This window comes from Cognatilysobacter segetis, assembly GCF_004359965.1.
Classification (GTDB): Bacteria; Pseudomonadota; Gammaproteobacteria; order Xanthomonadales; family Xanthomonadaceae; genus Cognatilysobacter; species Cognatilysobacter segetis.
In genome coordinates this window covers 68,780-87,375 of record NZ_SMRQ01000004.1, presented here as the reverse complement: position 1 = coordinate 87,375, position 18,596 = coordinate 68,780, and the positions used below count along the sequence as shown (strand labels likewise).

Genomic DNA, 18,596 nt, shown 5'->3' with positions numbered 1-18,596 from the left:
CGCGACGCTGTGGGGCGTGCTGCCCGATGCCGTGACCTGGCTCGGCGCCGCGATCATCGTGGGCAGCGGGCTCTACCTGCTCCGCCGCGAGCGCGTCGCCGCGCACGCCCCGCCGATCGTTACGCCGCCGTAAAACCGACGGGCGGCCGCTGGGTCGCGCACCGTCGCCGCCATCCTCCGCGCACCGCACTCACGGAGGGGACTGGCATGGCACGCATCACGAAGTGGATTCCGTTGTTCGCATTCGTCGCGGCGACCGGCGTCATGCACGCCGTGCAGGCCGCGCCGCCCGCGCGGCCCGCGCTCGAGCGACGCGGGCAGGACATCCTGCCCGGCCGGCAGGCGCTGCGACTGAGCCGCGCGGGCAAGGCCGCGGCCGCCGTCACGCTCGAGGACGTCGGCGACGTCGACTCCTTCGGCCGCAAACTGAAGTGGCTCGGCATCACCAGCGCCTTCCTCAACCTCGACACCGCCTGCGATCCCGCCAGCACGGATCCCTGCCAGGTGCTCGGCCCCGGACAGACCAACTTCAACTTCCCCGATGCCGCGCGCCTCACGCTGCCGGGCAAGGCCACCCAGTCGCTGATGTGCTACTGGTTCTCGCCGGTGATCACCGTCACCTACAGCAATCCCGACAGCACGCCCGCGGTGTCGCTGCTGCGCTACAACCCCACGCTCACCGTCGACAATCCGATGCTCGCCGACCCGGCGTTGATCGATCCCACCACTGGCGTGCCGTTCGGCGGACATCTCACGACCAGCATGACGTCGTCGGAGATCTTCCAGGTGCCGCTGCCGCCCGGGACCACGATCACCGAGCGCACGCGCGACTCGGCGGTCTGCATGGCCGGCTTCCTCAGCCGGCGCATGCTGATCGACACGTACGGCTTCACCGCCGCGCAGGCCGACGAGTTCTTCAAGAAGCCCATGACGATCCACCTCAATGTCAGCGGCGCCGCGCGTGGCGTGGCCTACGCCAACTTCACGCTGGGCCTTAGGGTGATCGGCGACTGAGGCGGCGGCGTGGCGGAGCCGGCGGCGGCAAGGCCGGCGGCTCCCCGTCGCCGTAGTAGCGCTGGCAGGTGGCGCACCAGAACGCCCGGCGCTGCTTCGCGCCGAGGTGGCGGCAGAAGCTCAGCGGCGTCCCGTCGCGCGGGCAGGTCTTCTTGGCATGCACCTGCCAGTGCTGGCGCAGGACGAACTGCTTCTTCCATTCGTAGAAGTCGAAGCTGTAGTCGCGCGCCTCGCGGATCAGCTCGCCGAGTTTGCGCGGCGGCAGGTCGCCGACGCGCGTCTGCGGATGCACGCGGATGCGATGCAGCACCTCGTTCTTGATGATGTTGCCGACGCCGGCGAACACGTCCTGTTCGAGCAGCGCGTCCGCGACGATCGTGTCCGGCATGGCCTTGAGCTTGCGCCGCGCCGCGCGCGGATCCCACTCGTCGGCCATGACGTCGGCCGACCAGTCGTAGACCTCGTCCAGCGGCTCCTCGATGAACCGCACCGAGCACGAATAGAAATTGAGCTCGCGCTTGCGGGTGAACGTCAGCGCCAGGCGGGGCACCTTGTCGTCGCGCGCTTCGTCGATGCGGTAGCTGCCGAACATCAGCATGTGGATGCGCACGGCGACGTCGCCGAAATCCAGCAGGAAGTGCTTGCCCCAGGTATGGATCGCCTCGAGGCGCTTGCCGGCGAGGCGCTGCACGTCCTGCTTCGTGTTGCCCGCCACTTCGCGCACGCGCAGGCCGACCAGAGATTCGGTCTCCTCGCGCAGGATGACGAGCGACGGGCCCTCCGGCACGGCTCAGCGCCTCAGTGTCTCGAGGCTGCCCTGCAGCGCCGCCGCGAGCGCCGCATCGCCGCTCACCAGCGCCTTCCACTGCAGTTCGAGGCCTTTGCGGCGGCCCTTCGGAACGAGCCGCAGTCCGTCGCCGTCGATCGTGAGCGTGTAGGCCTGGTCCTGCACGTCGATCTCGCGACGCAGCGGGCCCTCGAGTTTGGTCGTCATGGCGATAACTTCCGTCGGGACGCACAGGCTAGGCAGCGCCGCCGGCAGGGCGCGTGAATCCGCGGCAGCCCGCAACGGAAACGGGCCCCGAAGGGCCCGTCGCTGTAACGGATGCAACGCGGGTTACCAGCGGGCGCCCAGGCCCACGCCGACCACGACCGGGTTGGCCTTGGCCTCGCCGACCTTGGCCCCGTTGACCGAGATGTCCGACTTGCCGTGCAGGTAGCGCACGTCGCCGCGTGCGAACCAGTGCTCGCCCAGGGTGACGTCCGCACCCACGGTGCCCATCGCGCCCTTGGCGGTCTCGACGCCGATGCGCTGGCCCGCGAGCGCGCCGCCGGCCTGAGCGGTCTCGTTGTCATAGTTCATCTGGTAGTAGCCGAGCCCCACGAACGGGCGGACCGTCTTGTCCGCGGTGCCGAAGTGGTACTGGCCGCTCAGCGCATACGGCTGCGCATCCACGCTGGCGACCTTGCCGTTGGCCGTGCGGACGCGATAGCCCGCCTTGTCGGCACCCCAGGCCTCGACGGCGACATTGTCGTTGACGAACCAGCTGGCCCCGAGCGTCGAGGTGGCCTCGCCGTCGAGATCCGCACGCGTACCGGCGATGCTGGCATTGCCCGTGGGCTTGTTGAGCGCGACGCCGCCGACGACCGCGAAACGCTTGCCGCTGGCGGAAGAACCGTTCGTGTCCTGTGCGAAAGCGCACGGGGCGACGGCGAGAGTGCCCAGAAGGGCGAGAGTCAGGTGACGCTTCATGGAGTGGCCTCCTTGTAATCGTTTGCAGGACCGAATCGATGCCACCGATCGGTGCAGCCAACCTAACCTTCCGCCACTGAACCTCCCTTGCCCCGCGGACGCCCGCTTCCACGCACGCGTGACGCCGCGTTCGCTACTGCCATGCGTGCACGCCGCGTGCACATCCCATGGATGGCGCGCGCCGCGCATAGAGGCGAGAATGCGTTTTTGACGAATTCGACTGCGGAGCCCTGCATGGCTGAGCTGAAGGAAGCACGCGTCCCGGACATCGGCGGCCACGACGGCGTGCCCGTCATCGAGCTGCTCGTCGCGGTGGGCGACACCGTGACCGCCGACCAGGGCCTCGTCACGCTCGAGTCGGACAAGGCGACGATGGAGGTCCCGGCCCCGTTCGCGGGCACCGTGCGCGAGCTCCGGGTGCAGGTCGGCGACAAGGTCGGCGAGGGCTCGTTGGTGGCGATGATCGAGCCGGCCGAGGCCGGTGGCGCGGCGCCGGCAGCGGCGACGACGCCGTCCAGCGACGGCGCGCAGCCGAAGGCCGACACGGCGCAGGTCGCGACCTCGCCGGCGCAGCCGCGCCCGTCGGAGACGCCCGATCGCGTCGAGCCCGTCGCCGTGTCGGGCCAGCCCGACAAGCTGGCGCAGCGGGAGATCGCCACGCACGCGCCCGCCGCGCCGCTCGTCGCGCAGGCGCCGATGCCCGCGGTCGAGCCGCGGACGCCGCCGGTCACGTTCGACGCCGGCGAGCTGATGCCCGACGCGGTGCCGTACGCCAGCCCGGCGGTGCGCCTGTTCGCGCGCGAGCTCGGCGTCGACCTGTCGCGCGTGACCGGCAGCGCCAAGGGCGGCCGCATCACGAAGGAAGACGTGCAGGGTCACGTCAAGCAGGTCATGAGCGGCGCGACCGCGGCGCCTCTGGGCGGCGGTGCGTCGCTCGGTGGCGGGCTCAACCTGCTGCCGTGGCCGAAGGTCGACTTCGCGAAGTTCGGCGAGATCGAGACGCGCGAGCTCTCGCGCATCAAGAAGCTCTCCGGCGCGAACCTCGCGCGCAACTGGGCGATGATCCCGCACGTCACGCAGTTCGACGATGCCGACATCACCGATCTGGAAGCGCTGCGTGTCGCGCTCAACAAGGAAAACGAGAAGGCCGGCACCAAGGTCACCATGCTCGCGTTCCTGATGAAGGCCGTGGTCGCCGCGCTGAAGAAGTACCCGGACTTCAACGCGTCGCTCGACGCGACCGGCGAGAAGCTGGTGCTGAAGAAGTACTTCCACATCGGCTTCGCGGCGGACACCCCGAACGGCCTCGTGGTGCCGGTGATCCGCGACGTCGACCGCAAGGGCGTGGTCGAGCTGGCGCAGGAAACCGCGGAGCTGGCGAAGAAGGCGCGCGACGGCAAGCTCGGTCCGGCCGACATGACGGGCGGCTGCTTCTCGATCAGCTCGCTGGGCGGCATCGGCGGCACCAAGTTCACGCCGATCGTCAACGCGCCGGAAGTCGCGATCCTCGGCGTATCGAAGTCGGCGATGAAGCCGGTCTGGGACGGCGCCGCGTTCCAGCCGCGCCTGATCCTGCCGCTGTCGCTGTCGTACGACCACCGCGTCATCGACGGCGCGTCCGCCGCGCGCTTCACCAGCTACCTCGCGCAGCTGATGGCGGACATGCGGCGCGTGCTGCTCTGACGATGCCGCACGCGCAGGCGTCGCGCGAGCTGCATGCCGCGGGCGAGCGCGTCCGCGACGCCGCGAACGACGGCTGGCTGGGCGTGCAGCCGTTCCTCGACTACGAGCTCGTGCACGTCGCCGGGCTCGAACTCACGGTCGGCGACCTCGCCTCGGCGCTGTTGCTGCTGGTCGCGTTCTTCGTGGTCGCGCGCATGGCCGGCCGTGCGCTGGCGCGCTACGGCCAGCGCGAAGGCGTCGATCCGGCGTCCGTGTACACGGTCAGCCGCGTGGCGCGGTATGCGCTGCTCGTCATCGGCTTCCTGGTCGCGCTGGAAGTCGCCGGCATTCCGGTCTCGAAGTTCGCGGTATTCGCCAGCGCGGTGGGCGTCGGCCTGGGCTTCGGCCTGCAGGCGATCTTCAACAACTTCATTTCCGGCCTGATCCTGCTGTTCGACCGCTCGATCAAGATCGGCGACTTCGTCGAGCTCGAGTCCGGCGTGCACGGCGTCGTGCGCGACATCAAGATCCGCGCCACGCGCATCAGCACCAACGACAACCTCAACATCCTCGTGCCGAACTCCGAGTTCGTGAGCGGGCGCGTGGTGAACTGGACGCTGCTGGAGGCCTCGCGGCGCATGCGCATCCCCTTCGGCATCGCCTACGGCACCGACAAGGAGCTGGTGAAGAAGGCGGCGATCGAGGCGGCCTGCGAGGTCCCGTTCACGCTGGAACAGGAGGGCCCGCGCGGCCCGCAGGTGTGGCTGGTCGAATTCGCCGAGAGCCGCATGGAGTTCGAGCTCATCGTGTGGGTCAACGCCGACGCGACCAAGCGCCCGTCGACCGTGAAGGCGGCCTACAACTGGGCGCTGCACACCGCGCTGCAGCGTCACGGCATCGCGATTCCGTTTCCGCAGCGCGACCTGCACCTGCGCAGCCTGTTCGGCCACGAGGACGGCGACGCGATCGCGCTGCTGCAGGGGCGCGCGCTGCCGCTGCCCGATACGCGCCCGCCGGAGCCCGAGCCCACGCCTGCCGAGCACGCGCTGCTGGCGGACAATGACGCGCTGCGCGATGTCGAGCGCGAGATCCACGAAGACCCCCACGCGGCCGCCACGAGCGACGCGCCGAAACCCGAGGAGCAATGATGGCTGCGCAGATCGAAGTGAAGGTTCCCGACATCGGCGGGCATGACGACGTGCCGGTGATCGAGCTGCTGGTCGCCGTCGGCGACCGCATCGCCAAGGACCAGGGCCTGGTCACCCTCGAGTCGGACAAGGCGACGATGGAAGTGCCGTCCTCGGCCGAGGGCGTGCTGCGCGAGCTGCGCGTCAAGGTGGGCGACAAGGTCTCGGAGGGCGCGGTGATCGCGGTGCTGGAGGCCGAGGGCGAAGCGGCCGCGGGGGCGGCCGCGACGCTCGCGCCTGCGCCCGCGCCGCAGGCACCGAAGGCCGAGGCCCGAGGCGACGCCGGCAAGTCGGCGCCGGCCGCCGCGCCGACTGCGCCGTCGCCGCAGGCCGCAGTTTCCACCGGCCGCAAGGCCGACGTCGAATGCCGCATGCTCGTGCTCGGCGCGGGCCCCGGCGGCTATACCGCGGCGTTCCGCGCGGCCGACCTCGGCCTCGACACCGTGCTGGTCGAGCGCTATGCCTCGCTCGGCGGTGTCTGTCTCAACGTTGGCTGCATCCCGTCGAAGGCGCTGCTGCATGCGGCCGCCGTCATCGACGAGGCCGCGCACGCGAAGGACTACGGCGTCAGCTTCAGCGCCCCGACGATCGAACTGGACGCGCTGCGCACCCACAAGGACAAGGTCGTCGGCCAGCTCACCAAGGGCCTCGCGGGCATGGCCAAGCAGCGCAAGGTGCGCACCGTGCAGGGCACGGGACGCCTCGTGTCGCCCAACGAAGTGGAAGTGCAGGGCGAGGGTGGCACGCAGCTCATCCGTTTCGAGCAGTGCATCATCGCCGCCGGTTCGCAGGCGGTGAAGCTGCCGAATTTCCCGTGGGGCGATCGCCGCGTCATGGATTCGACGGACGCGCTCGAGCTCGCGGAGATCCCGAAGTCGCTGCTGGTCGTCGGCGGCGGGATCATCGGCCTCGAAATGGCGACGGTGTATCGCGCACTCGGATCGCAGGTCACCGTGGTGGAACTCGGCACGCAGCTCATGCCGGGCGCGGATCCGGACCTCGTGAAGCCGCTCGCCGATCGCTTGAAGAAACAGGGCGTGGCCGTGCACCTGGAGGTCAAGGCGAGCGGGGTCGAGGCATCGGACGCCGGCATCCGCGTCACGTTCGAAGGCGCGAAGGCGCCCGAGCCGCAGACCTACGACCGCATCCTGGTGGCGGTCGGTCGTTCGCCGAACGGCGCGAAGATCGGTGCGGAGGCGGCGGGCGTGCAGGTCACCGACCGCGGCTTCATTCCGGTCGACCGCCAGATGCGCACCAACGTGCCGCACATCTTCGCGATCGGCGACGTCGTCGGTAATCCCATGCTCGCGCACAAGGCCACGCACGAAGGCAAGCTCGCCGCGGAAGTCGCCGCCGGCGAAAAGCGCGAATGGGTCGCGCGTGTGATCCCGTCGGTGGCCTATACCGACCCGGAGATCGCCTGGGTCGGCGTCACCGAAGCCGAGGCGAAGGCGAAGGGCCTGAAGGTCGGCGTGGGCAAGTTCCCGTGGGCGGCCAGCGGCCGCGCGATCGGCATCGGTCGCACCGAGGGCTTCACCAAGCTCGTGTTCGACGAGGCGAGCCATCGCGTCATCGGCGGCGGCATCGTCGGCGTGCATGCCGGCGATCTCATCGCCGAAGTCGCGCTCGCGATCGAGATGGGCTGCGAAGTCGCGGACATCGGCATGACGATCCACCCGCACCCGACGCTCAGCGAATCGGTCGGCATGGCGGCGGAAGTGTTCGAAGGCACCATCACCGACCTCTACATCCCGAAGAAGAAGTGATGCGCACCGTCGGCCTCATCGGCGGCATGAGCTGGGAGTCGACGCTCCCGTACTACCGCCTCGTCAACGAGCGCGTGCGCGAGCGGCTCGGCGGGCTGCATTCGTCGAAGCTGGTGCTGCACAGCGTCGACTTCGCCGAGCTCGAGGCGATGCAGCGCACGGGCGACTGGGAAGCCGCCGACGCATTGATGGTCGACGCCGCACGGCGACTGCAGGCGGCCGGCGCGGGTGCGCTCGCGATCTGCGCCAACACCATGCATCGCAGCGTACCGGCGATCGAGGCGGCGGTCGCGCTGCCGGTGCTGCACATCGCCGACGCCACCGCGCGCGCGATCCGCGAAGCCGGCCTGTCGCGCGTCGCGTTGCTGGGCACGCGGTTCACGATGGAAGGCCCGTTCGTCAGCGAGCGGCTGCGAGCGGCGGGCCTCGACGTGATCGTGCCCGGCGACGATGAGCGCGCCGACGTGCACCGCATCATCTACGACGAACTCTGCCGCGGCCGCATCGTGGATGCATCCCGCGAACGCTACCGCGCGGTGATGGCGGCGCTGGCCGCGCGCGGCGCGCAGGGCATCGTGCTGGGATGCACCGAGATCGGACTGCTGGTCGGCGCCGACGATGCCCCGGTGCCGCTGTTCGACACGACGGCGATCCACGCCCGCGCGATCGCGGACTGGCAGCTCGGCGCCTGACGCCACGCAAGAAAAAGCCCCGGCCGGAGCCGGGGCGGTGGCCCGACGCGAGCGATCGTCGACGAGGAGAGGCGTCACGAACGCGGCGGGCAGGGGGTCGGACCGCGCGTCCAGCGAAAGGTTCCGGCGCGTTCGCGTGCCTGGACGGACGGTCCGACCGGCCCGCGCCCGGGGCGCCGACCGGCGGCCCCGCCGGCCGTGGCTTCCGTCAGTTGCCCGGAAACCTCACGCGGCCTATACTTTTGGGGCTCCACAGGGCGCTTTCGCGCCAGCCCAGACCGACGGAACCCCGCGTGCACGATCCATTGTCCGCAGGCCGCCGGCTGGCGTCGCGCGCGATCGTCTGGCAAGCCGGCGCGACGGCGTTGGCCTCGCTGGCCTTCATCCCCTTCGATGTGCGCGATGCGCTCGCGACGGCGGTGGGCGGCGGCGCGGTGGTCGTCGCGGCGATCCTGTCGCTGGCGATCGCGCTGGGCGGCGGTATCCGCCCGGCGGGCGTCGCGATGGCGAAGCTCCTGTTGGGCATGGCGGCCAAGTGGGCCACGGTCGCCATCGTGCTGTTCCTCGGCCTCGCCGTCTGGCGCCTGCCCCCGCTGCCGTTGCTGGTCGGGGTGCTCGTGGCGACAGTGGCGGCCGTCCCGGCCCAACTTCTGAATCGATAGGTGTCTTCAGTGAGCGAGCAGACCGGTTCCGGCGGCGGCCTGAACGAGTACATCCAGCATCACCTCACCCAGAACACCGTCCAGCTGGGCGGCGGCGGCTTCCACGTCGATACGTGGGTCGTCTCGCTGGTGCTGGGCCTGATCTTCGTGCTGTGGTTCGGCCTCGCCGCGCGCCGCGCGACCGCGGGCGTGCCCTCGAAGGGCCAGGCGTTCGTCGAGCTGATCCTCGAATTCGTCGACGGCCAGGTGAAGGACACCTTCCACGGCGACCGCAGCTCGATCACGCCGCTCGCGCTCACGATCTTCGTGTGGGTGGTGATGATGAACGGCATGGACCTGCTGCCGCTCGACATGCCGGGCTGGATCGTGAAGACGACCGCCGGCGCCGAAGTGGCGCATCACACGTACTTCCGCTGGGTTCCGACCGCCGACCTCAACACCACGTTCGGCCTGTCGGTGCCGGTGTTCTTCATCATCCTCTACCACTCGATGAAGGCGAAGGGCATCGGCGGCTTCGGCAAGGAGCTTTTGACCGCGCCGTTCCACGCGCACGGCACCGGCGCCAAGCTCGTGCTCGCGCCCGCGAACCTGATGCTCAACCTGATCGAGTACGCGGTGAAGCCGGTCAGCCTCGCGATGCGACTGTTCGGCAACATGTACGGCGGCGAGCTGGTCTTCATGCTCATCGCCGGCCTGCTGGGCGGCAGCCTGCTGATGTTCGTGCCGGGCGTGATCTTCAACGCCGCCTGGGCGCTGTTCCACATCCTGATCGTCCTGCTGCAGGCCTTCATCTTCATGATCCTCACCGTCGTCTACATCGCCGGCGCCTACGAGAGTCACTGATTCCGCTGTCGCGGTACCGCTCCACCCCTTTCGTTCCACCCTTCAAACTTCACTTAAATCCGCAGGAGAAACACCATGGAATTCATCGCTCATCTGCAGGGCATGACCGCGATCGCGATCGGCATGATGGTCGGCCTGGGCGCGATCGGCGCCTGCCTCGGCATCGCGCTGATGGGCGCGAAGTTCCTCGAGTCGGCCGCGCGCCAGCCGGAGCTGGTCCCGATGCTGCAGGGCCGTATGTTCCTGCTCGCCGGCCTGATCGACGCCGCGTTCATCATCGCGCTCGCCGTCGGCCTGCTCTTCGCGTTCGGCAACCCGCTGCTCGGCGCCGTCACGGCCGCCGCCAACGCGGGCTGATCGCTGCGTCATCCGTTGCAAGGCCGCCCGCAACCGCGGGCGGCTGACCGGGCCTTCCGGCCCGACCCGCGATCACCGGAGCTGTCATGAATATCAACATGACCTTCTTTGGCCAGATGCTCACCTTCGCGGTGCTGATCTGGGTCACCATGAAGTTCATCTGGCCGCCGCTGAACGCGGCCATCGAGGAGCGTCAGCGCAAGATCGCTGAAGGCCTCGCCGCTGCCGACAACAGCCAGAAGGCCCTCGAGCAGGCGCAGTCGAGCGCGGATTCCGTCGTGCGCGACGCGCGTGCGAAGGCCAACGAGATCATCGAGCAGGCGCACCAGCGCGCGAACCAGATCCTCGAGCAGGCGCAGTCCGAAGCGGTGGCCGCGGCCAATCGCCAGAAGGATGCCGCGCAGGCCGAGATCGCGGCCGCCAGCAACCGGGCCCGCGAGGAACTCCGCGCGCAGGTCGCGTCGCTCGCCGTCGCCGGTGCCGAAAAGGTGCTGCGCCGCGAGATCGACCCGAACGCGCACCGCGTGCTGCTCGACGAACTCGCCGCGCAGCTCTGACCGGGATCCATCGATGAGCCAGGCCCTCACCCTCGCACGTCCCTACGCCCGCGCCGCGTTCAACGCCGCGCGGGACGAAGGCCGCATCAAGGCGTGGTCGGACGCGCTGGGCTTCGCCGCGCGCGTCGCCGCCGATCCGCAGGCGCAGGCGGTGCTGAAGCACCCGCAGCTCACCGCGGCGAAGGCCTCGGCGCTGCTCGCCGGCGACACGGCGGATGCCTCGTTCGGCCGCTTCGTCGAGATGCTGGCCGACAACCGTCGCCTCGAGCTGCTGCCCGAGATCGCCGGGCTGTTCGAGCAGCTGCGCGCCGACGCCGAGCGCGTGGTCAAGGCGCGCGTGACCTCGGCCACGCCGCTGAGCGATGCCGAGCTCGTCGCCATCCGCGACGGCCTCAAGCGCCGCTTCGGCCGCGACGTGGAGCTGGAGACGGCGGTCGACGCGTCGCTGATCGGCGGCGCGCTGATCGACGCCGGCGACGTCGTCATCGACGGCACGGTCAAGGGCAAGCTCGCGCGACTGCAGTCCGCGCTCGCGGCCTAAGCCCACGAATTCATCTACTCCCGGCGCCCGCGTCGGAACCAGGGAAACTCCCATGCAGAACACGCTCAACCCGTCCGAAATCAGCGAACTGATCAAGACCCGCATCGAGCAGGTCGGTCTGGCCGCCGAAGCCCGCAACGAAGGCACGGTCACGTCGGTATCCGACGGCATCGTCCGCATCTTCGGCCTGGCCGACGTGATGCAGGGCGAAATGATCGAGCTGCCGGGCAATACCTACGCGCTCGCGCTGAACCTGGAGCGCGACTCGGTCGGCGCCGTGGTCCTCGGCGACTACGAGCACCTGCGCGAAGGCGCGGTGGCCAAGACCACCGGCCGCATCCTCGAAGTGCCGATCGGCGAGCAGCTGCTCGGCCGCGTCGTCAATGCGCTGGGTGAGCCGATCGACGGCAAGGGCCCGCTGGGCGCCACGATGTCGGCGCCGGTCGAGCGCGTCGCGCCGGGTGTGATCTGGCGCAAGTCCGTCGACCAGCCCGTGCAGACCGGCTACAAGTCAGTCGACTCGATGATCCCGATCGGCCGCGGCCAGCGCGAGCTGATCATCGGCGATCGCCAGACCGGTAAGACCGCGATGGCCGTCGACGCGATCATCGCGCAGAAGGGCACCGGCATTAAGTGCATCTACGTCGCGATCGGCCAGAAGAACTCGACCGTCGCCAACGTCGTGCGTCGCCTCGAAGAGCAGGGCGCGCTCGCGCACACGATCGTCGTCGCCGCGACCGCGTCCGAGTCGGCCGCGATGCAGTACATCGCGCCGTACGCCGGCTGCGCCATGGGTGAGTACTTCCTCGACCGCGGCCAGGACGCGCTGATCATCTACGACGATCTGTCCAAGCACGCCGTCGCCTACCGCCAGATCTCGCTGCTGCTGCGCCGTCCGCCGGGCCGCGAGGCGTATCCGGGCGACGTGTTCTACCTGCACTCCCGCCTGCTCGAGCGCGCCTCGCGCGTGTCGGAGGAGTACGTCGAGAAGTTCACCAACGGCGCCGTGACCGGCCAGACCGGTTCGCTGACCGCGCTGCCGATCATCGAGACGCAGGCGGGCGACGTGTCCGCGTTCGTCCCGACGAACGTCATCTCGATCACCGACGGCCAGATCTTCCTCGAGACCGACCTGTTCAACGCCGGCATCCGTCCGGCCGTGAACGCCGGTATCTCGGTGTCGCGCGTCGGTGGCGCCGCGCAGACCAAGATCATCAAGAAGCTGTCGGGCGGCATCCGCATCGCGCTCGCGCAGTACCGCGAGCTCGCGGCGTTCGCGCAGTTCGCGTCCGACCTCGACGAGGCGACCCGCAAGCAGCTCGAGCGCGGCCAGCGCGTCACCGAGCTGATGAAGCAGAAGCAGTACTCGCCGCTGCCGATCTCCCTGCAGGCGCTGTCGATCTACGCGGTCGACAAGGGCTACATGGACGACGTGCCGGTCTCGAAGATCGGCCCGTTCGAAGCCGGCCTGCACGCGCACTTCGTGAACACGCAGGGCGAACTGTCCGAACGCATCACCCAGACGGGCGCGTGGGACGACTCGATCGAGAACACCTTCAAGCAGGTGATCGCCGAGTTCAAGCAGACGGGCAGCTGGTAAGCCCAGCCGTCATCCGGGCGCGGTGAATCGCGCCCGATCCGGTTAGCAGACGACAAGCGAGCGAGAGATGGCAGGCGGACGCGAAATCAAATCGAAGATCAAGAGCGTGCAGAACACCCGCAAGGTGACGCGCGCGCTTGAGATGGTCTCCGCCTCGAAGATCCGCAAGGCGCAGGACCGCATGAAGACCTCGCGCCCCTACGCGCGGGTGATGAAGCAGGTGATCGGGCACGTCGCGCAGGCCAGTGGCGACTACCGCCATCCGTACATGGTCGAGCGCAAGGACGTGAAGCGCGTGGCCTATGTGATCGTCTCGAGCGATCGCGGCCTCGCCGGCGGCCTGAACAACAACATGTTCCGCAAGCTGGTGACGGAGTTCCGCAACTGGCAGGCGCAGGGCGTCGAAGTCGACGTGGTCACGATCGGCCAGAAGGCGTCGGTGTTCTTCCGCCGCCTCAAGGTCAACCTGATCGGCAGCACGACGCACCTCGGCGACATGCCGAAGCTCGAGCAGCTGATCGGCGTGATCAAGGTCGTGCTCGACGCGTTCGAGGCCGGCCAGGTCGATCGCGTGTTCCTCGCCTACAACCACTTCGTCAACACCATGACGCAGCAGGCGACGTTCGACCAGCTGCTGCCGCTGCCGCCGGCGTCCACGCGCGTCGCCCAGCACGACTGGGACTACATCTACGAGCCGGACGCGCAGACGGTGCTGGAGCACGTGCTCACGCGCTACATCGAGTCGCTGGTCTACCAGGCCGTGCTCGAGAACATCGCGTCGGAACACGCGGCGCGCATGGTGGCGATGAAGGCCGCCTCGGACAACGCGACCAAGCTGATCGGCACGCTCAACCTCATCTACAACAAGGCCCGCCAGGCCGCGATCACCCAGGAAATCTCGGAGATCGTCGGCGGCGCCGCGGCGGTCTGATCGACGCCACGGGCTGAGCGCGTCGCCCGCGCTCGCATTCCAACGAATCGGTTTACCAAGGAAACAACCCATGAACGCTCAGGTCACTCCCAGCACCACGGGCACCATCGTCCAGATCATCGGCGCGGTCGTCGACGTCGAGTTCCCGCGCGATGCGGTGCCGCGCGTGTACGACGCACTGAAGGTCGAGAACACCGAGATCACGCTTGAGGTGCAGCAGCAGCTCGGCGACGGCGTGGTGCGCACCATCGCGCTGGGCTCGACCGACGGCCTGAAGCGCAACCTCGTCGCGGTGAACACCGGCCGCGCGATCGCGGTGCCGGTCGGTGCCGGCACGCTGGGCCGCATCATGGACGTGCTGGGTCGCCCGATCGACGAGGCCGGCCCGGTGCAGGCGTCGGATACGTGGGAGATCCACCGCGCGGCCCCGTCTTACGAGGACCAGTCCTCGGGTTCGGACCTGCTGGAAACCGGCATCAAGGTCATCGACCTGATGTGCCCGTTCGCGAAGGGCGGCAAGGTCGGCCTGTTCGGCGGCGCCGGCGTCGGCAAGACCGTCAACATGATGGAGCTCATCAACAACATCGCGAAGGCGCACTCGGGCCTGTCCGTGTTCGCCGGCGTGGGCGAGCGTACCCGCGAGGGCAACGACTTCTACCACGAGATGAAGGACTCCAACGTCCTCGACAAGGTCGCGATGGTCTACGGCCAGATGAACGAGCCGCCGGGCAACCGCCTGCGCGTCGCGCTCACCGGCCTGACGATGGCCGAGTACTTCCGCGACGACAAGGACCCGGCCACCGGCAAGGGTCGTGACGTGCTGCTGTTCGTCGACAACATCTACCGCTACACGCTGGCCGGTACCGAAGTGTCGGCGCTGCTGGGCCGCATGCCGTCGGCCGTGGGTTACCAGCCGACGCTGGCCGAGGAAATGGGCGTGCTGCAGGAGCGCATCACCTCGACCAAGACCGGTTCGATCACCTCGATCCAGGCCGTGTACGTCCCCGCGGACGACCTGACCGACCCGTCGCCGGCGACCACGTTCGCCCACCTCGACGCCACCGTCGTGCTGTCGCGAAACATCGCGTCGCTGGGTATCTACCCGGCGGTCGACCCGCTCGACTCGACCTCGCGCCAGCTCGACCCGAACGTCATCGGCACCGAGCACTACGACGTCGCACGCAAGGTGCAGTCCACGCTCCAGAAGTACAAGGAGCTCAAGGACATCATCGCGATCCTCGGTATGGACGAGCTGAGCGAAGAGGACAAGCAGGCCGTGTCGCGCGCCCGCAAGATCGAGCGCTTCTTCTCGCAGCCGTTCCACGTGGCGGAAGTCTTCACCGGCTCGCCGGGCAAGTACGTCTCGCTGAAGGACACGATCCGCGGCTTCAAGATGATCGTCGACGGCGAGTGCGACCACCTGCCGGAGCAGGCGTTCTACATGGTCGGCGGCATCGAGGAAGCCTTCGAGAAGGCCAAGAAGATCGGCTGATCGGCCTGATCTGCACGGCGCCGGTGTGAGCCGGCGCCGACGCCCTTCGAATCAAGCGAGAAAGACATGGCATCCACCATCCGTTGCGACATCGTCAGCGCCGAGCAGGAGATCTACAGCGGCGACGCCGAGCTGGTCGTCGCGACCGGCGAACTCGGCGAGCTCGGCATCGCGCCGAAGCACGCGCCGCTGATCACGCGCCTGAAGCCGGGCAAGGTCGTGGTGACCCTGCCGGGCGGCCAGCACCTGGACTTCGCGATCTCCGGCGGCATCCTCGAGGTGCAGCCCAGCGTGGTGACGGTGCTCGCCGACACCGCGATCCGCGCCGAGGACATCGACGAGGCGGCGGTGCGCGCGGCGAAGGAAGAGGCCGAGCGCGTGCTGTCGCACAAGGATCCGAAGATGAGCCTGGAGGAAGCGCAGGCGCAGCTGGCGATGTCGCTGGCGCAGCTCTCCGCGCTCGAGCGACTGCGCAAGAACCTCAAGCACTGAGGCTCGATCGCAAGCACCTCCGCGAAACGCCGGCCTCGTGCCGGCGTTTTCGTTTTCGTGGAGCGGCCTCGGGCAACGGCGCGAGGCAGGGTCGTCGATGCATCGATGCGATCGATCGGCGCATCCATGGGCGCGTGCGCGATGCCGCCATCCCACCGGCGGTGTGCGGCGCAGCGGGACGATCTAGGTCGCCGGGCCCTTGAGTTCGATCGTATTGCCGTCGGGATCGCGCAGATAGAGCGACGGCCCGTCGCCTTCGGCGCCGAAGTTGTTCGATGTCGCTTGGGGGACGTCGACGCCGTGCGCCGCGAGATGCGCGCGGATCGCGGCGTCGTCGAAGGGCTCGATGCGCAGCGCGATGTGGTCGACATTGCGTGCGGTTTCGCCCGCGGCGCCGCCGCCGCGCGTGCCGAGCCGACCTGCCACGTCGACCAGGTCGATCATCGACGCGCCCGTGCGCAGGTGCACGAGGCCGAGGTCGGGGCGCTCGCGGGCGACGGTGCAGCCGAGCACGTCGCGGTAGAAGGCGACGCGCAGGACGACATGGTCGATGCGTTGCACGTCGAAGGGACGCACGGCGGAACTCCGGTCGGTGACGCCGGACATCGTGCGCCGACGGGGCGGCCGGTGCGCGGATCGGCGCGTTGTGACGCGGTCTCAGCCGGCGCGAAGGCGCGGTCGCAGTCTGTCTCCGACCGCTGCGCGACGTGCATCCCCAGCGGTGGTGAGACGACCGGCGGCATCACGCTGGGTGGAGGTGCGTTAGTAATATTACTAACAGCATGAACTCTTCAGCGCCTGCCCCTGTTCCGCCCGATCGACCGGAGACGGCCTGATGGGCGAGGTGCATGCGCTCGACGCCCTGATGCGCGACCGCCCCATCTGGCGCGGCCGCGCGCCGCTGTCGCCCGCGCGCGACGGCGTCGCGACCGGCTTCGCGGCGCTGGATGCGGCCTTGCCCGGGCAGGGCTGGATCGCCGCCGGCCTCAACGAGGTGCTGGTGCCCTGCGACGGCGTGGGCGAGCTCGAGCTGCTGTGGCCGCTGCTGGCCAGAGTCAGCGTCGACGGTGCGCAGGTGGTGCTGGTGGAGCCGCCCTACCTGCCGTATGCGCCGGCCTGGCATGCGGCGGGCGTCAAGCTCGAACGGCTGCACATCATCCGCGGCGATCCGAAGGAAGCCTTGTGGGCCGCCGAGCAGTGCATGCGCTCGGGTGCCTGCGGCGCGGTGCTGTGCTGGCCGCAGCTCGCCAACGACCGCGCGCTGCGGCGGCTGCAGGTGGCGGCCGAGGCGGGCAGTTGCTCCGGTTTCGCGATCCGGCCGTCGCGCGCGTTGGGCAATCCGTCGCCGGCGCCGCTGCGCATCGCCATCGAGCCCGGCCCGCCGCGGCAGTTGCGGGTGCTCAAGTGCCGCGGCGCCAATCCGCCGGCCCGGCCGGTGCCGTTTCCGGCGGAGGCGGGCTGAGCGATGGGCATTCGTGACGCTCGACGTCCCGCGATCGCGTCTTGCAGCGGAATCCGCCCGCCCGGCCTGCATCGGGGGAGGGTGGCGCGCGCCATCCGCACCTCGCGCGCGCATCGCTTCAAGACACGCACGAAGGCCTGAGCCATGCGCTGGGCCTGCATCTTCCTGCCGCAGCTCGCGCTGGACGGCCTGCTCCGGCGTCTCGACGACCCGGTCTCGCCGCTCGCGCTGGTGCACGGGCCGGTGCAGCGACGCACGCTGTTCGCGGTGAACGCCGCCGCGCGCGAGGCCGGCCTGCGCCCGGGCATGACGATGGCCGCCGCGCAGGCGCTCGGCGTGCCGTACCGCACCGCGCCGTTCGATCCGCGCGACATTGAGCGCCTGCGCGAATTCCTTGCCGCCTGGGCGTACCGCTACAGCTCGCAGGTGAGCCTGGACCTGCCGCATGCGGTGGTGCTGGAAGTCGCGCAGAGCCGGCGCCTGTTCGGCGAATGGCCGCAGCTGGAGCGGCGTCTGCGCGACGACCTGCAGGCGCTCGGCTTCCGCCATCGCATCACCGCCGCGCCGAACCCGCATGCCGCACGCGTGCTGGCCAACGTGCACGACGGGCTGGCGATCGACACGCATGCATTGCACGTCGCACTCGGGCAACTGCCGATCGAGCGTGCCGGCCTGCCGCGCGACATCGTCGACGCTTTCGTGCGCATGGGCCTGCGCACGCTGCGGCAGGTGATCGGCCTGCCGCGCGAGAGCCTGGTGCGACGCTTCCCGCCGTCGCTGGTCGCGCACCTCGACCGGCTCTGCGGCCACGATCCCGCGCCGCTGCAGGCCTACCGGCCGCCGGACGGGTTCGAGGCGCGCATCGAATTCGAGTACGACGTCGAGTCCAGCACCGCGCTGCTGTTCCCGCTGCGCCGGCTCACCGCCGACCTCGCCGCCTTCCTGTGCTGCCGCGACGGCGGCGTGCAGCGCTTCTCGCTGGTGCTCGAGCACGAGCGTTGCGCGGCGACGGAGATCGTCGTCGGCCTGCTCACCCCCGAGCGCGATGCCGCGCTGCTGTTCGAGCTCGCGCGCGGCCGCGTGGAGACCGCGCGCATGCCGGCGCCGGCGCGCGCAATGCGGCTGGTCGCGCAGTCGCTGCCGCCGTTCGTGCCGGCCGCGCGCGACCTGTTCGAGACGCGCCCGCAGCAGGCCGTCGCCTGGCCGCAGCTGCGCGAGCGCCTGCGTGCGCGCCTCGGCGACGACGCGGTCGGCGGGCTCGGCTGGCGCGGCGACCATCGCCCCGAGCACGCGATCGCCGGGCCCGTCGCCCACGCGGTGCCGTCCCACGTGCCGAACGTGCCGCGCCCCGGCTGGCTGCTGCCGCGGCCGGTGCCGCTGCAGGACCGCTGCGTGCGCATCCTCGCCGGCCCCGAGCGCATCGAGAGCGGCTGGTGGGATGCCGACGACGTGCGGCGCGACTACTACCTCGTCGAGACCGCGCGCGGGCAGCGCGTCTGGGCGTTCTGCGCGGTCGACGACGACGTGCCGGCCTCGCCGATGCCCGACCGGCTGATGGTGCACGGATGGTTCGGATGAGGGGCGC

The 18,596-nt window shown here is 69.7% G+C and carries 20 protein-coding genes and 1 pseudogene; 17 read left to right on the top strand and 4 right to left on the bottom strand.

From position 1 onward, the window contains the following. A pseudogene (locus E4F61_RS01835) lies at positions 1 to 133 on the top strand (EamA/RhaT family transporter); the annotation flags it as partial. 74 nt (positions 134 to 207) lie between these two features. Continuing rightward, positions 208 to 1,014 carry a hypothetical protein gene (locus E4F61_RS01830; protein ID WP_133477740.1) on the top strand — a complete coding sequence of 269 codons (807 nt, stop codon included), beginning with the start codon at positions 208 to 210 and terminating at the stop codon, positions 1,012 to 1,014. Here the strand turns inward: E4F61_RS01830 and E4F61_RS01825 are convergent. The 3 genes from E4F61_RS01825 to E4F61_RS01815 form a co-directional block, all read right to left on the bottom strand. Beyond that, complete coding sequence (locus E4F61_RS01825) at positions 995 to 1,801, bottom strand: DNA-formamidopyrimidine glycosylase family protein (RefSeq protein ID WP_133477738.1); 807 nt, start codon at positions 1,799 to 1,801, stop codon at positions 995 to 997. The two genes, E4F61_RS01830 and E4F61_RS01825, sit on opposite strands and share 20 nt — an antisense overlap. 3 nt (positions 1,802 to 1,804) lie before the next feature. Continuing rightward, positions 1,805 to 2,008 (bottom strand): hypothetical protein, encoded by a 204-nt coding sequence (locus E4F61_RS01820; RefSeq protein WP_133477736.1) that lies wholly within the window; start codon positions 2,006 to 2,008, stop codon positions 1,805 to 1,807. Between the two features lie 123 nt (positions 2,009 to 2,131). Beyond that, a complete protein-coding gene (locus E4F61_RS01815) occupies positions 2,132 to 2,767 on the bottom strand; it encodes an OmpW/AlkL family protein (RefSeq protein WP_133477735.1) in 636 nt (211 codons plus the stop codon). Between the two features lie 87 nt (positions 2,768 to 2,854). Between E4F61_RS01815 and E4F61_RS01810 the strand changes: the two genes are divergently transcribed. The 13 genes from E4F61_RS01810 to E4F61_RS01750 all read left to right on the top strand — a co-directional run bounded on the left by E4F61_RS01810 (position 2,855) and on the right by E4F61_RS01750 (position 15,549). Further along, positions 2,855 to 4,450 (top strand): dihydrolipoyllysine-residue acetyltransferase, encoded by a 1,596-nt coding sequence (locus tag E4F61_RS01810; RefSeq protein ID WP_425480090.1) that lies wholly within the window; start codon positions 2,855 to 2,857, stop codon positions 4,448 to 4,450. A 2-nt stretch (positions 4,451 to 4,452) separates the two neighbouring features. Then, a complete protein-coding gene (locus E4F61_RS01805; RefSeq protein ID WP_133477731.1) occupies positions 4,453 to 5,577 on the top strand; it encodes a mechanosensitive ion channel family protein in 1,125 nt (374 codons plus the stop codon). After that, the gene (gene lpdA, locus E4F61_RS01800) at positions 5,577 to 7,382 is read left to right on the top strand and encodes a dihydrolipoyl dehydrogenase (RefSeq protein WP_133477729.1); all 1,806 of its coding nucleotides are present in this window, start codon (positions 5,577 to 5,579) and stop codon (positions 7,380 to 7,382) included. Before E4F61_RS01805 ends, lpdA begins: the two co-directional genes overlap by 1 nt. Continuing rightward, positions 7,382 to 8,074: an aspartate/glutamate racemase family protein gene (locus E4F61_RS01795; protein ID WP_133477727.1), complete on the top strand. Its 693-nt coding sequence runs from the start codon at positions 7,382 to 7,384 to the stop codon at positions 8,072 to 8,074. The genes lpdA and E4F61_RS01795 overlap by 1 nt, the downstream gene beginning before the upstream one ends. Before the next feature lie 305 nt (positions 8,075 to 8,379). Next, complete coding sequence (locus E4F61_RS01790) at positions 8,380 to 8,736, top strand: hypothetical protein (RefSeq protein WP_238382764.1); 357 nt, start codon at positions 8,380 to 8,382, stop codon at positions 8,734 to 8,736. 9 nt (positions 8,737 to 8,745) lie between these two features. Further along, on the top strand, positions 8,746 to 9,579 hold the full coding sequence (gene atpB / locus E4F61_RS01785) for a F0F1 ATP synthase subunit A (RefSeq protein ID WP_133477723.1): 834 nt from the start codon (positions 8,746 to 8,748) through the stop codon (positions 9,577 to 9,579). Between the two features lie 75 nt (positions 9,580 to 9,654). After that, entirely contained in the window at positions 9,655 to 9,936 is a 282-nt protein-coding gene (gene atpE, locus E4F61_RS01780; protein WP_133477721.1) for a F0F1 ATP synthase subunit C, read from the top strand. Positions 9,937 to 10,022: 86 nt separating this feature from the next. Then, positions 10,023 to 10,493, top strand: coding sequence for a F0F1 ATP synthase subunit B (locus E4F61_RS01775; RefSeq protein WP_133477719.1), 471 nt, complete (start codon positions 10,023 to 10,025; stop codon positions 10,491 to 10,493). Positions 10,494 to 10,506: 13 nt separating this feature from the next. Further along, positions 10,507 to 11,034: a F0F1 ATP synthase subunit delta gene (locus tag E4F61_RS01770; protein ID WP_133477717.1), complete on the top strand. Its 528-nt coding sequence runs from the start codon at positions 10,507 to 10,509 to the stop codon at positions 11,032 to 11,034. 52 nt (positions 11,035 to 11,086) lie between these two features. After that, the gene (atpA, locus tag E4F61_RS01765; RefSeq protein WP_133477715.1) at positions 11,087 to 12,634 is read left to right on the top strand and encodes a F0F1 ATP synthase subunit alpha; all 1,548 of its coding nucleotides are present in this window, start codon (positions 11,087 to 11,089) and stop codon (positions 12,632 to 12,634) included. 67 nt (positions 12,635 to 12,701) lie between these two features. Next, a complete protein-coding gene (gene atpG / locus E4F61_RS01760) occupies positions 12,702 to 13,565 on the top strand; it encodes a F0F1 ATP synthase subunit gamma (RefSeq protein WP_133477713.1) in 864 nt (287 codons plus the stop codon). A 70-nt stretch (positions 13,566 to 13,635) separates the two neighbouring features. Further along, entirely contained in the window at positions 13,636 to 15,057 is a 1,422-nt protein-coding gene (atpD, locus tag E4F61_RS01755) for a F0F1 ATP synthase subunit beta (protein ID WP_133477711.1), read from the top strand. 66 nt (positions 15,058 to 15,123) lie between these two features. Beyond that, positions 15,124 to 15,549, top strand: coding sequence for a F0F1 ATP synthase subunit epsilon (locus E4F61_RS01750; RefSeq protein ID WP_133477709.1), 426 nt, complete (start codon positions 15,124 to 15,126; stop codon positions 15,547 to 15,549). Positions 15,550 to 15,732: 183 nt separating this feature from the next. On the opposite strand, the gene E4F61_RS01745 is transcribed toward E4F61_RS01750, so the two are convergent. After that, entirely contained in the window at positions 15,733 to 16,125 is a 393-nt protein-coding gene (locus E4F61_RS01745; RefSeq protein ID WP_238382763.1) for a VOC family protein, read from the bottom strand. 259 nt (positions 16,126 to 16,384) lie between these two features. Here E4F61_RS01745 and imuA point away from each other — a divergent pair, with 259 nt between their 5' ends. Further along, entirely contained in the window at positions 16,385 to 17,011 is a 627-nt protein-coding gene (gene imuA, locus E4F61_RS01740; protein ID WP_133477706.1) for a translesion DNA synthesis-associated protein ImuA, read from the top strand. Positions 17,012 to 17,155: 144 nt separating this feature from the next. Continuing rightward, complete coding sequence (locus E4F61_RS01735) at positions 17,156 to 18,589, top strand: Y-family DNA polymerase (protein WP_133477704.1); 1,434 nt, start codon at positions 17,156 to 17,158, stop codon at positions 18,587 to 18,589. The last annotated feature ends 7 nt before the right edge of the window (positions 18,590 to 18,596 follow it).